Genomic DNA, 13,223 nt, shown 5'->3' on the forward strand with positions numbered 1-13,223 from the left:
AGCCCGCGATTTTATCATGTGCTCCCGCTACCGTTTGGCCTTCGCCCTGGCTCCCGCCTTAGCGCCGGGCTGCGGCCCGTACGTCTTCGGCGCCGCGCCCGGAGGCGCCGGCTTGCGTGGCTTGCGGGCCGGCGCGGGGGGCGCCATCGGCGCCTTTTCAAAGCCGCCGGCGGGGCGGGGCGCGTTGTCCGGCACGCGCGGTTTCGGCACTGCGGGACGCGCGGCCTTCTTTGCGGGCCCGGTAGCGGGCGGCTTGACGACCGGCGCGGTACCTGTCGAGGGCACGCGGTGGCTGGCCTCGAAGCCCGGCTCCTCCACGCGCGGCAGCACCTGCCGGATCACCGTCTCGATGGCGCGCAGCAGCTCCACCTCGTCCGCCGCCACCAGCGAGATCGCCTCGCCGGAGCTGCCGGCGCGGCCCGTACGGCCGATGCGGTGCACGTAGTCTTCCGCCACCGTTGGCAGGTCCATGTTGACGACGAGCGGCAGCGCCTGGATGTCCAGCCCGCGCGCGGCGACGTCGGTGGCGACGAGGATCTGCACCTGCTGTCCCTTGAAGCGGTTCAGGGCCTGCAGCCGTGCCGGCTGCGGCCGGTCGCCGTGGATGGCTTCGGCCGTAAAGCCTTCGTCCTGCAGCATGCCGACCAGCTGGTCCACGCCCTTCTTGGTCTTCGCGAACACCAGCACCTGGCCCCAGCCATGCTGGCGCGCCAGGTGGACCAGCAGTTCCGGCTTGGCCTTCTTGTCCGTCGTGTAGACCAGCTGGCGCACCGTCTTCGCCGCCGCGTTGGCAGGACTGGCCTGCAGCGACAGCGGATCGCGCAGCAGCTTTTGCGCCAGCGCGCGGATGGTGTCGGAGAACGTGGCGGAGAACAGCAGCGTCTGGCGCGTGGCCGGCACCGCGGCCAGCACGGCGTCCAGCTCCGGCGCGAAGCCCAGGTCCAGCATGCGGTCCGCTTCGTCCAGCACCAGCGTTTCCAGTTGATCGAACGTCAGCGCGCCTTGCCGGTGCAGGTCCAGCAGCCGGCCCGGCGTTGCCACCAGCACGTCCAGGCCCTTGCGCAGCTTGTTTACCTGCGGCTCGATCGGCACGCCGCCGTAGGCGACGAAGGAGCGTAGCGGCACGTTGGCGCCGTAGCGGCGGAAGCTGTCGTAGACCTGCTCGGCCAGCTCGCGCGTGGGCACGAGCACAAGGCAGCGCACGCCCAGCGGACCGACGGCACCGGCCAGCGTCAGGCGCTGCAGCAGGGGCAGCGCGAAGCCCGCCGTCTTGCCGGTGCCGGTTTGCGCGGCCGCCATCAGGTCGCGGCCCGCCAGCACGGCGGGGATGGCCTGTTTCTGGATCGGCGTCGGCGTGTCGTAGCCGAGCGATGCCAGGGTGCGCAGCAGCGGATCGATCAGGTTCAGGGACTGGAAGCTCATTGCGCCGCCTCCAGTGCCGCCTGCCATGCACGGAGCGCCGCATGGACGGTGGCGTCCGGCAGGTCCAGCAGGTTGTCGCCCACATACCATTCCGTATAGCTGTGCTCCGGCAGCATCGCGTGATACACCTGGTTGTGCAGCCAGACGCGCCGCTCGCCGGCAATGCGGTTGCGGATTGCCAGCGCCGTCTCCCGCGGCACGGGCAGGTGCAGGTGCAGCATGTTCGCGTGCGGCGCGGCCGGGTTGGGACGCAGCAGCGGATAGCCGCGCAGCGCCTCGAACAGCCATTGCGTGCGGCGCAAGTATGCCGGCATGGCGGACAGGCGGGCATCCAGCTGCATCGCCGCGGCCACGACGTACGGCGAGCGGTGAATTACATTGCCGCCTTGACGGCGGTACCATTCGCGGGCCCGTTCGACAAAGGCGTGGCTGCCGGCCAGCACCGCGCCACCGAGGCCGCCGATGCCCTTGTACAGCGACACGTACACGCTGTCGAAGCCGGCGGCAACGTCCGCCAGCGGCCGTCCATAGCCGGTGGCTGCTTCCCACAGCCGGGCGCCATCCATGTGCAGGTGTACGCCCATGCGGGTGCAATGCGCCTTGATGTCGTCCAGCTCCTGCCACGACGGGCACTGTCCGCCGATCTCGCGCGCCGGCAGTTCCACCGACACGGCGCCGAGGCGGTCGGGGATCGCCTGCACATCCTCTAGCGTAAACGGCCGATGCGGGCTGCCCACCTGCAGCGCGGCGAAGTGGCCGAACAGCTGGTGGTTGCCGCGTTCGTGCTTCAGGATGTGTGCGGTCGGATGCAGCGCCACCAGCTCGCTGCCCCGGTCCGCGCAGGCCAGGCGCAGCGCGGTGGCCTGCGCCATCGTGCCCGTGATGCAGAACACGGCCGATTCCATGCCCAGCAGCGCCGCAACCTTGCGCTCCAGCGACGCGATCAGCTCACCTTCGCCATAGACGTCGTGCTCGATGCCGTTTTCCTCGCACCAGCCGGCCATGGCGGCGTACAGCCGCGCCGGCGTAACCTGGCGATGGCCGGGCAGCACGACATTGCAGGCGCGGCGCAGCTCGACTTCGCTCGCCGTCACGTTGGCGGTCGCGTTCATTGCGCCACCTCGGCGACCGGCGGATGCGTCACGTGGACGCTGTGGAACTGCAGCGCCGCCAGGTTGGCATAGATGCCTCCCAGCGCCACCAGCGAAGCGTGCGTGCCCGTTTCGACGATGCGGCCATCCTCCATGACGATGATGCGGTCGGCGCGCTGCACGGTGGCCAGGCGGTGCGCGATGATGACGGTGGTGCGGCCCACCATGGCTGCCTCCAGCGCCGACTGCACCAATCGTTCCGATTCCGCGTCGAGCGCGCTGGTGGCTTCGTCCAGCAGCAGCAGCGGGGGATTTTTCAGCAGCGCGCGGGCGATGGCGATGCGCTGCCGCTGGCCGCCCGACAGGCGCACGCCGCGCTCGCCGAGGAACGACTGGTAACCGTTCGGCAGTCGCTCGATGAATTCGTGCGCGGCGGCCAGTTTCGCGGCCTGGATCACTTCCGCGTCGGTGGCGTTGGCCCGGCCGTAGCGGATGTTTTCCATCGCGTTGGCGGAAAAGATCACCGTATCCTGCGGCACGATGCCGATGGCGTCGCGCAGGGTATGCAGGTCGAGCTGGCGGATGTCCACGCCATCGAGGCGGATGGCGCCACGCTGCGGGTCGTAGAAGCGCAGGAACAGCTGGAACAGCGTCGTCTTGCCGGCGCCGGAAGGACCGACGACGGCGACCGTTTCGCCGGGACGGATGTCCAGGTCCAGATGCGTCAGGGCCGCGCTGTCCGGCCGCGACGGATAGTAGAACGTCACATCGGCCAGCGTCAGCGCGGCACCGTTGGCGGCTCGCGGCGGCAGGGCGACAGGGTGCGCGGGCGACTGGATTTCCGATTTCACCGACATCAGTTCCAGCAGCCGCTCCGTGGCGCCGGCGGCGCGCTGCGCTTCCCCCATCACTTCGGACAGGGCGCCGATGGCGCCGGCCACGATCGACGCGTACAGGATGAACTGCCCCAGCTCGCCACCTGTCATCGAACCTTCCAGCACGGCGTGCGCGCCCAGCCACAGCACGAACACGATGGTGCCGAACACCAGGACGATGGCCAGCATCGTCAGCAGCGCGCGGGCGCGGATGCGCCGCATGGCCGTGACGAAGGCGCTTTCGACGGACGCGCCGAAGCGGTCCGTTTCGATCTTCTCGTGCGTGAACGCCTGCACGGTGGGCATGGCGTTGAGGATTTCGCCGGCCACGGCCGACGCGTCGGCAATGCGGTCCTGCGAATCGCGCGACAGCTTGCGCACGCGCCGGCCGAACATCACGATCGGCAGCACCGTCAGCACCAGCAGGCCGATGATGATGGACGACAGTTTCGGGCTCGTCACGAACAGCATCACCAGGCCGCCCGCGAACAGCAGCATGTTACGCAGCGCCATCGAGATGCTGGTGCCCACCACGGCCTGGATCAGGGTCGTGTCGGTGGTGATGCGCGACAGGACTTCGCCCGTCTGCGTCGTCTCGAAGAATTCGGGACTCTGGTTGACCACGTGGCGGTAGACGGCGCTGCGGATGTCCGCCGTCACGCGCTCGCCCAGCCAAGACACCGTGTAGAAACGCGCCGCGGTGGCCACCGCCAGCACGGTCGCCACGCCGAACAGTGCCAGGAAGACGACGTTCACGTGTTCGGCGCTGTCGATGCCGGCCTTGCCGCCCGCAGCTGCCCCGAACCCCAGGTCGATCATCTGCTTGAAGGCGTAAGGGATGGCCAGCGTGGCGCCGGCGGCAACCGTCAGCGCGATCCCGGCCAGCACGAACTGCAGGCGATACGGCGTCAGGAACGGTGCCAGGCCGCGCAGGGCGGCCAGGCTGCCTTTCTTCTGTTCGCGCTGGGATGGCGTCATGTGCTGCGCGCCGCTGGCGTTGCCGCTGGCATTGTTACTCTTACTGGTGGTGCTGTTGCTCATTATGGTGGCCGCCCCGCGGGCGGTGTCGTTGATTGCATTAGTGTTCTACAGCTTCATCGGCCGTTCGTAGCCCGACAGTTCCATATACGCGTGGCCGACCCGGCGACCGTCACGCGCGACCGTCATGGCGCCTTCCCAGTAGACGGCGCCCGTCGAACGGCGCGAGTCCAGCTCCTGGTCGTCCTGCAGCGGCGCGAGCTCCCACGTGATCGGGCCCGTGACGAGCGTCTGCGCGACCGGATACGTCGTGTTCGTGCGCGGCGAACGCCAGCGCCGGCGCGGCGTGAAGTTCACTTCGCCGGGCGCGTAATGGCTCATCTTACCGGATGGGTCGCGCCATGTCGCGTGGGCCCACAGTTTAGCACCCTGCCTGTCGCGGATCGTGAAGGCCATCAGGGCGCCGCCGTCGTCCAGGTTGGCGCCGACCCAGTCCCAGCCCGCCGCGTCCTGGCCGAGTACCTGCGTCGACCATTCGTGGTCCAGCCACGTCGTGCCGCCGACCGCCGTGCGCGTGCCGTCCGCACGCGTCACGGTGCCGCTGGTGCGCAGCTGCGGCTTGCTGTAGTAATAGCTGGCCTGCTCGGGGCGCGGGCCTTTCTGCGAATAACCGCCGCGGCCTTGCAGCAGCACCGGCTGGGTGGGCGTCAGCGTCAGGGCGAGCGCGAATCCGGCGCCCTTGACGACGATGTCGTAGCTGCCGTCGGCCTTGCGGACCATATGCCAGTCGTCCAGTCTGACGTCCGTGTCGCCCGTTTTCGCATAGGCCAGGCCGAAGCCGGCGCGGGCAACCCGCTGGTCGTGCAGCAGCTTGCCGTGGGTGGGGTCGGACAGCGCCGCATGGCCGATGATCATCTGCTTCGGCGCAAACTGGCTGGGATTGTCCGCGTCCGCGCCGGTGGCGCTGCGGAAGAATGTGACCTGGTAGCCCAGTTGCCGGCCGTCCTTCGTGGTCAGCCAGCCGGTCGCGTACCACCATTCCGTCTTGTAGTCGGGGTGGGCACCGAAGTCGCGCGGAAAGGTCAAGGTGGCGCCGGGCGGCAGCGCGGTCACCTGCTTCAGCGCTGGCGGCGCGGCCAGCGCTGGCACCGCCGCCAGCAGGGCAATCATTACCGCACGGCGCTGCATCACCAGTTTTCCCATCACCAGTCCTCCCTCACCGCGCGGATCGGACCGCCGGACAGCGCCTGCCGGCCCGACACCAGCGCCGTCAGCATCGCCGCGACCAGGAGCACGGCCGCGACGGCTGCCAGCAGCGGCCATGGATAGTGCATCTCCATCGTCCAGTGGAACGACTGCGGATTGACGACGTGGACAAGCACCAGGCTGATGGCCCAGCCCAGCACGAATCCGGTCACGATCCCCAGCGCCGTCAAGGCGCCGCCTTCCCACGCGAGGATGCCGAGGATCTGCCCGCGCGTGACGCCCACGTGGCGCAGCATGCCGAATTCCTTGGAGCGTGCCAGCGTCTGGGCGGAGAACGTGGCCGCCACGCCGAACAGGCCGATGACGATGGCGATGGCCTCCAGCAGGTAGGTGACGGCAAAGCTGCGGTCGAAGATCTTCAGCGACAGCGCACGGATTTCCGTGGGCGCCGTGATGTCGAGCGCCGCGCCGAACGGCAGGCCCTTCAACGCCGCCTGGGCGTCGCCGACCTTCGTGCCTTTCGTCAGCCACAAGGCGGCATCGCTGACGTCGGCATCGCCCGTGAGGCGGCGGTAGTCGTCGCGGCCGATCTGCACGGCGCCAGTGGAGCGCGCGTAGTCGCGCCAGATTCCTGCGACGAAGAACGGCCGCGGCGCACCGCGCAGGGGCAGGTGCAACGTGGTGCCGGGGCGTATGGCATACAGGTCCGCCATCGCTTCCGACACCCACGCCGCGGGCAGCGCATTGTTGGCCGGGCGCGCGGCCACGGGACCGACCAGCACCAGCGCCTTTTCCGGCCGGGCCGGATCGATGTCGCGCGCCAGCAGTGCAACGCTGGGGCGATCCGGCGCCAGCGACACGGCGCCCAGGCGCATGAATTCGGCGCGGGCGATGCCGGGCGCCGTGCGGATGGCTTCCTGTTCGCGCGGCGTCAGGCCGGCCGTGGCGCCGCCGGCCGCCGTGCGCGCATACAGGTCGGCCGGCAGCACCTGCAGAATCCAGTTGTCGACGGAGATGCGGAAGCTGGCGACCATGATTCCCATCGCCACCATCAGGCTGAAGCTGGACAGCACGCCGCCCAGCGCCACGCCGGCCTGGCTGGAGGCGTTGGCCAGCCGCGCCAGGGTCAGCGACGGCACGGCCGGCGCCGCCGGACGCGTGCGCGCATACGCCTGCCAGCGCCGGTGCAGCATGCGGAACGTCAGCGATGCGATGCGGGGCATCAGTGCGATGCCGCCGATCAGCAGCAGCGCGATGGACAGATAGCCGAACACCGGCAGCTCGAACACGGGCGGCGCGAACGCCATGCACGCGGCGATGCCGATGCATGCCAGGGCGGGCCATGCGGGCGCCAGTCGCGCCAGCGCCACTTCGTCGGAGCCCGATTTGAGTGCGGCTGCGGGCGTCGCGCGCGCCGCTTCCCATGCCGGGGCGGCGCAACCGAGCAGCGCGACGCCGATCCCCAGGGCGAAGTAGACCAGGGCGGCGACGGGCGTGAACCGCACTTCGGGCTCGACGCCGGCAAAGTAGCCGGCGCCGAGGTCCCCGCCGAAGAAGCGCAGCGCGGCCGCTGCGATGCCGTAGCCGCCGGCGATGCCGAGGACCGCGCCCACAACGCCGAGGCTCAGCCCTTCGGCCAGCACCTGCAGCAGCAGGCGGCGGCGCTCCATGCCCAACACCCGCAGCAGCGCGAACTGGCTGCGCCGGCGCATGACGGACAGCGCCTGCGTGGAAAAGACGAGGAAGGCGCCGGTGAACAAGGCCACCAGCGCCAGCACGCCGAGGTTGACGCGGTAGGCCCGGCTCAGGTTACTGTTGCGGCTTTCCTGGTCGGCGTCGTTCGGCTGGCCCACGCGGAAGCGTCCCGGGTAGTCGCGCTGCAGCCGGGCGCGCAGGGCGGTGAGAAAGGCGTTGCGGTCGATGCCGTCGCGCAGCTTGAGGTCGACCCGCGACAGCTTGCCGATCCGGTCGAAGCGCCATTGGGCCGCGGCGATGTCCATCACGCCGAGGCGCTGGCCCACGCGGGCGCGCTGCAGCGAACCGGCCACGCGCAAGGCGAGCGGACGCGTGCCGACCTGGAACGCGACGCGCGCTCCCGGCTGCACGGCCAGCCATTGCAGCGCGGCGGGCGACAGGAAAAGCGCGTCGTCCGCCAGCACGTCGGCGCCGTCGCCACTGGCGGGCGCACCGACAAGGTCGGGCGAGATATGGCCGGCCCGGAACACGTCCAGGCCGATGATCTTCAGGGGCGGCAGACCGCCCGGCATCGATGCGGCAAATTCCAGCACGGGGGAGGCGACGGCCACTTGCGGCAGTTGTGCCAGCACGGGATAGATCGCTTCGTCGAACGTCAATTCCGTACCGCTCACCTGTACGTCCGCCTGGCCGGACAGGCTCTTGATGGCCGACGAGAACTCGTTGAATGCGGCCGCGTTGATCAGGTGGATGGCAAAGCCCAGCGCGACGCCGACGGCAATCGCCGCCCCCGCCGTCAGGGCGCGCACGGGGTGGGCGCGCCACTCGCCCAGCAGCAGCCAGCGCGCCAGGAGGCGCATGCCGGCGCCGGGGTGCTGCCTTGCCGCCGTGTGGTTTGTCAAGCCGCACACTCCAGTGCGGCCCGGTCGGCGGCGCGGCGTGCTTTCAGCCGTGCCGCCTCCTGCGCTTGCGGCTGGGCGCGGCGGGCGTCTTCGTCCATCCATCTGGCCTGCAGGCGCAGCTTGTCGCAGCGCTGGCGGCGGGTGGCGGCGGCACGGTCGGCGCGGGCGTCGATGCGCTCCTGCGCCGCAGCGCGGGCAACGCGCTCCTTTTCCAGCTGCGCGCCCGCGCGGCGCATCCGTTCCAGTTCGCGCGGGTCGTCGCGTGTGGCTGCCGGCGCACCCGGCACCGTCAGTACCGTTTCGTTACCGCGCTCGCAGGGCGCCTGGCTGTACGTGACCTTGCCGTCCACGGTGCATTTGTAGACCTGGGCATGCGCCGTCACCGCGCAGCCGGCCAGCAGCAGAGCGGCCAGTCTCACAGGACCTTCCCGGGGTTCATGATGCCCTGCGGGTCCAGCGCCGCCTTGATCGCGCGCATCAGCGTCAACGCGACAGGGTCCTTGTAGCGCGCCAGCTCGTCGCGCTTCAGCGCGCCGATGCCGTGTTCGGCCGAAATCGAGCCGCCGTAGCGCGCCACGGTATCGTGCACGACGCGGTTGACGGCATCCTGGTTGACGAGGAAGGCTTCGTTGGCGATGCCTGGCGGCGGCGCCACGTTGAAGTGCAGGTTGCCGTCGCCCAGGTGGCCGAAGCACACCAGCTGGCAGCCGGGGAAGGCTTCCTGCAGCAGCGGCTCCGTCTCGGCGATGAAGTCGGCGATGCGCGAGACGGGCAGCGAGATGTCGTGCTTGATGTTCTTGCCGGCGGCGGCCTGCGCCAGCGGAATGTGCTCGCGCAGTTGCCACAGGCCCCTCGATTGCGCGACGGAGCCGGCAACGACGGCGTCCAGCACGATCTCCTGCTCCAGTGCGGCGCCGATGGCGCTTTCCAGCAGCCCGACAGCGTGTTTTTCCGACTCGTTGCTGGATAGTTCCAGCAGCGCATACTGAGGAAACGGCGGCGGAGACGGCTGCGCGAAAGGGCGAGGCAGTTGCGGAAAGTGCTCAGCCACCAATCGCAGGCAGAATGAGGAGATCAGCTCGAAGCCGGTCAGGCTGGCGCCGGCGCGGTCCTGCATCAGCGACAGCAATCGCAATGCGTGCGCGGGCGAGGGCAGGGCCGCCAGCGCCGTGACCGACGCTTTCGGCTGCGGGAACAGCTTCAGCACGGCGCCCGTGATGATGCCCAGCGTCCCTTCGGCGCCGATATACAGGTCGCGCAGGTCGTAGCCGGTATTGTCCTTGCGCAGCCCGGACAGGCCGGACCAGACCTCGCCTTGCGGCGTGACGACCTCCAGCCCGAGGCACAGCTCGCGCGCGTTGCCGTAACGCAGGACGGCCGTGCCGCCCGCATTAGTGGCCAGGTTGCCGCCGATGGTGCAGCTGCCTTCGGCAGCCAGCGACAGCGGGAACAGGCAATCGTGCGCGGCCGCCGCTTCCTGCGCGCGCTGCAGGATACAGCCGGCATCGACCGTCATCGTGCGATTGACGGGATCGACGGCGCGCACGGCATTCATCCGCGCCAGCGACAGCACGACGGCCGTGCCGGAGGCGTCCGGTACGCCGCCCAGTACCAGGCCCGTGTTGCCGCCCTGCGGCACGATGGGCACGCGCGCATCGGCGCAGGCGCGCACCAGCGCCGCCACTTCCGCCACACTGCCAGGGCGCAATACGGCCAGCGCGCTGCCGGTGAAGCGTCCGCGCCAGTCGCGCAGGAACGGCACCATGTCGTGTGCCGCGTCCAGCACGTGGGCGGGGCCGATCAGGTCGCGGCAGGTGTCGAGGAAAGTGGACATGGACGCGCTCATGGATGATCGTTGCGGCTGTTCGAGCCCTTGGTGACTTTCGCCAGCAGCTCCTGTGCGGCCTTTTTCGCGGCCCGTTTATACGGCTGCACGTACAGCAGCGCGCAGCAGAAGAAGACAAACACGAGGGCCGCTTCGCCCCAGCCCAGCCACGGCATCGTGCGGTCGCTCCAGCCACGAACGACGCCTTCGGTGAAATACAGCAGGATCATCATCGACGTCCACTGCAACGTGTACAGGTCGCGCTTGATGACGGCGATCAGCGGAAACAGCAGCGGCACGGCCTTCAGCGCCAGCCACGAGCCGCCCGGGTGCAGGGGCGCGAGCCACAGTTCCCACAGCAGGCACCAGGCGATCAGCACGGCGGTACTGAGCAGCGCTCCCCACCACGCGATCTTCTGGCGCAGGCCCGGCATCACGCGCCTCCGCCCGCCAGCCGAACGGCGGTTTCCGCCAGGCGCCTGCCCATGGCGACAGCCAGGCGCCTCTCCTCGTCCGTGACGGGCTTCTTGCCATCCAGGCCGGACCAGTGGCTGGCGCCGTACGGCGTGCCGCCGCTGGCGGTCGTCATCAGGTCCGGGTTGGTGTAGGGCAGCCCCATCACCATCACGCCGTGGTGCAGCAGCGGAATCATCATCGACAGCAGCGTCGATTCCTGGCCGCCGTGCAGGCTGCCGGTGGACGTGAACACGCAACCGGGCTTGCCCGCCAGCGTGCCGGCCAGCCACTGGCTGGACGTGCCGTCCCAGAAATACTTCATGGCCGATGCCATGTTGCCGAAGCGGGTAGGCGAGCCGACGGCAAGGGCGGCGCATTGTTCCAGGTCTTCCAGTTCCACGTACGGCGCGCCGTCGGCGGGTACTGCGGGGGCTGTCGCTTCGGTCACGGTGGATATGGCCGGGACGGTGCGCAGGCGGGCGTCGCAGCCGGGCACGCTTTCGATGCCCTGGGCGATGAATTCGGCCAGTTTGCGGGTGGCGCCGTGCCGGGAATAGTACAGCACGAGGATAGTCAGGTTGGAAGCGTTCATCGTTGGTATTATATGGCCCTTTATGGACGTTCAGGCAAGGGCGTGCGGCGCCATGCCCGCCGTTGCCGTTACACCGCATGCATTCAAGCTTCCTGCAGACCTTTTACCGCCGCCTGGCGCGCAGCTGCCGCAACGGCATGGCCGAGCTGCGCGACCTGTCGTGGAGCGAAATCCGCGACCTTTTCCTGTTTGCCCGGCGCCGCCTGCGCGAAGAGAGCCTGCCGCAGGTGGCCGGCGGCCTGACCTTCACCACCGTGTTCGCGCTCGTGCCGATGCTGACAGTTGCACTGGCCGTGTTCACCACCTTTCCGATGTTCATGTCGTTCCGCACGGCGCTGGAGGCGTATTTCATCCAGAGCGTGATGCCGAAGGCGATCTCGAACACGATCCTAGGGTACCTGACGACGTTCGCCGCGCAGGCCACGGGCCTGTCAGCCATTGGCGCCGTTACGCTGGTCTTGACGTCGGCCGCGATGATGCGCATGATCGAGCGCGTGTTCAACCGCATCTGGCGCGTCAAGGCGGAGCGGCGCTGGACCCGGCGCATTCTCGTCTACTGGGCGCTGATCACCCTGGGACCGCTGGTGGTGGGCGTCTCATTGTCGCTGACGACGCAGGTGTTTACCGCCACCACTTCGCTGGTGGGCAATGTGGCGGGCGCGCTGTTCTACACCGTCCTGTCGGTGGCGCTGACGACGGCCGGCTTCACATTCCTCTACATGGCAGTGCCGAACCGCTGGGTCGACTGGCGCGACGCGCTGGCCGGCGGCATGGTGGCCGGCATGGCGTTCGAGCTCGCCAAGCGCGGCTTCGCCGTCTTCATCACGCAATTCCCCACGTACTCCAAGATCTACGGCGCGCTGGCCGCGCTGCCGCTGTTCCTGCTGTGGGTCTACCTGTCCTGGGTGATCACCCTGATCGGCGCGCTGCTGACGGCGGCGCTGCCGGTCGTCAAATACGAACGGTGGTGGCACGAGCCGGCGCCGGGCAGCGCCTTCGTGGATGCGATGGCGGTGCTGCACGTGCTGCACATGGCCTGCCGCTGCGGCGACACGGCGCTCGTCAACGCGAACGCGATCCGTGCCCGCACGCGGCTGGGATTCGACGAGATGGACGTGCTGCTGGAGAAAATGCAGGCGCAGGGGTGGGTCGGTCGCGTCAGGCAGGACGCGCCGTCGCGGGTGGAATGGCGCAAGCACGTGGGCGGCGATGCCGACAGCTGGGTGCTGCTGGCCAACGCCGATCGCCTGACGCTGGCGGAAGTCTATCGGCTGTTCGTGTTCGGCGGCATGGCCGTCAACGCAGGCGTGGCGTCCGACTCGGACGATGCGCGCGACATCCAGGCCAGCCGTGATGCGGCCCGGTTGGCGCGGCAGGTCGAGGCGGCCGTGGAAACAGGGCTTGGCAAGTCGCTGGCCGCGCATTTCGGGCCGCTGGACTGCCGTTAGGCGGAGACAAGGAACGCCGCCAGCGCCGCGGTGACGGCTTCCGGCTGCTCGGCCATCATCTGGTGCCCCGCATCGACGGACACCATCCGCGCGCGGGACAGGGCTGGCAGCAACTGGCCGCCGTCGGGAGGGGTCATCATGTCGTGCGCGCCCGACAGGAACAGCACGGGACACGCAATGGCCGCCGCCGCGGCCGCGCCGTTCGCATAAGCCTTGCACGCAGCCAGATCATTGTGCAGCAGCCCGTCGGGATTGCGCGCGGCCACGGCCTGCATCAGCGCCCGCGAGTCCCCGGCGGCGGGATGCCCGGGCGTGTGCGACCAGCGCGCCACGGTGTCGATGGCGGCCGGCTCGTCCTCCAGCGCCGTCTTGAGCAGCGCGCCCGACACCTTCATCGGCCACGTACTGCCCAGCAGCGCAACGTGCGTCACGCGGCCTGGCGCGCGGGCTGCGGCCTCCAGCGCGATCAGCGAGCCCATGCTGTGTCCGGCCAGAGCCACGTGGCCGATATTTTGGGCGTCCAGCATCGCCAGCAGCCATTCGGCCATGGCTTCGACCGTCGACAGCGCGGGGGCGCCGTCATGACCATGGCCGGGCAGGTCGATTGCCGGCACGTGCCTCCCGGCACCGTCGAAGTGCCGTGCCTGGTGGGCCCAGACGCTATGATCGTTCATGGCGCCATGGATCATGATGATGGCGGGCGCGTTTGCGGCTGGTAGGGTCATCCGGGTCT

General features: G+C 69.3%; 11 protein-coding genes. 1 reads left to right on the top strand and 10 read right to left on the bottom strand.

Annotation, left to right across the window (positions count from 1 at the left end; all coding sequences use genetic code 11):
- Nucleotides 1–27: 27 nt before the first annotated feature.
- From E1742_RS02155 to wrbA, 9 genes are read right to left on the bottom strand one after another with little or no spacing between them, the layout of a single operon-like run.
- Nucleotides 28–1,422 carry a DEAD/DEAH box helicase gene (locus tag E1742_RS02155; RefSeq protein ID WP_134383308.1) on the bottom strand — a complete coding sequence of 465 codons (1,395 nt, stop codon included), beginning with the start codon at nt 1,420–1,422 and terminating at the stop codon, nt 28–30.
- Nucleotides 1,419–2,534 (bottom strand): threonine aldolase family protein, encoded by a 1,116-nt coding sequence (locus E1742_RS02160; protein WP_134383310.1) that lies wholly within the window; start codon nt 2,532–2,534, stop codon nt 1,419–1,421. Before E1742_RS02160 ends, E1742_RS02155 begins: the two co-directional genes overlap by 4 nt.
- On the bottom strand, nt 2,531–4,429 hold the full coding sequence (locus tag E1742_RS02165) for an ABC transporter transmembrane domain-containing protein (protein WP_134383312.1): 1,899 nt from the start codon (nt 4,427–4,429) through the stop codon (nt 2,531–2,533). Before E1742_RS02165 ends, E1742_RS02160 begins: the two co-directional genes overlap by 4 nt.
- Before the next feature lie 45 nt (nt 4,430–4,474).
- The gene (locus E1742_RS02170; protein WP_229466450.1) at nt 4,475–5,569 is read right to left on the bottom strand and encodes a lipocalin-like domain-containing protein; all 1,095 of its coding nucleotides are present in this window, start codon (nt 5,567–5,569) and stop codon (nt 4,475–4,477) included.
- Entirely contained in the window at nt 5,569–8,127 is a 2,559-nt protein-coding gene (locus E1742_RS02175) for an FtsX-like permease family protein (protein ID WP_134387933.1), read from the bottom strand. The genes E1742_RS02170 and E1742_RS02175 overlap by 1 nt, the downstream gene beginning before the upstream one ends.
- A gap of 38 nt (nt 8,128–8,165) precedes the next feature.
- Nucleotides 8,166–8,588 (bottom strand): DUF4124 domain-containing protein, encoded by a 423-nt coding sequence (locus E1742_RS02180; RefSeq protein ID WP_134383314.1) that lies wholly within the window; start codon nt 8,586–8,588, stop codon nt 8,166–8,168.
- Complete coding sequence (locus E1742_RS02185) at nt 8,585–10,003, bottom strand: FAD-binding oxidoreductase (RefSeq protein WP_134383316.1); 1,419 nt, start codon at nt 10,001–10,003, stop codon at nt 8,585–8,587. Before E1742_RS02185 ends, E1742_RS02180 begins: the two co-directional genes overlap by 4 nt.
- 8 nt (nt 10,004–10,011) lie before the next feature.
- A complete protein-coding gene (locus E1742_RS02190) occupies nt 10,012–10,428 on the bottom strand; it encodes a DUF2069 domain-containing protein (RefSeq protein WP_134383318.1) in 417 nt (138 codons plus the stop codon).
- On the bottom strand, nt 10,428–11,042 hold the full coding sequence (gene wrbA, locus E1742_RS02195) for an NAD(P)H:quinone oxidoreductase (protein ID WP_134383320.1): 615 nt from the start codon (nt 11,040–11,042) through the stop codon (nt 10,428–10,430). The genes E1742_RS02190 and wrbA overlap by 1 nt, the downstream gene beginning before the upstream one ends.
- 77 nt (nt 11,043–11,119) lie before the next feature.
- On the opposite strand from wrbA, the gene E1742_RS02200 reads away from it, so the two are divergent.
- Entirely contained in the window at nt 11,120–12,490 is a 1,371-nt protein-coding gene (locus tag E1742_RS02200; protein WP_134383322.1) for a YihY family inner membrane protein, read from the top strand.
- On the opposite strand, the gene E1742_RS02205 is transcribed toward E1742_RS02200, so the two are convergent.
- Nucleotides 12,487–13,215 (bottom strand): alpha/beta fold hydrolase, encoded by a 729-nt coding sequence (locus tag E1742_RS02205; RefSeq protein ID WP_134383324.1) that lies wholly within the window; start codon nt 13,213–13,215, stop codon nt 12,487–12,489. The genes E1742_RS02200 and E1742_RS02205 overlap by 4 nt on opposite strands.
- Nucleotides 13,216–13,223: the final 8 nt, after the last annotated feature.

The sequence above is a fragment of the Pseudoduganella plicata genome (assembly GCF_004421005.1).
GTDB lineage: Bacteria > Pseudomonadota > Gammaproteobacteria > Burkholderiales > Burkholderiaceae_D > Rugamonas > Rugamonas plicata.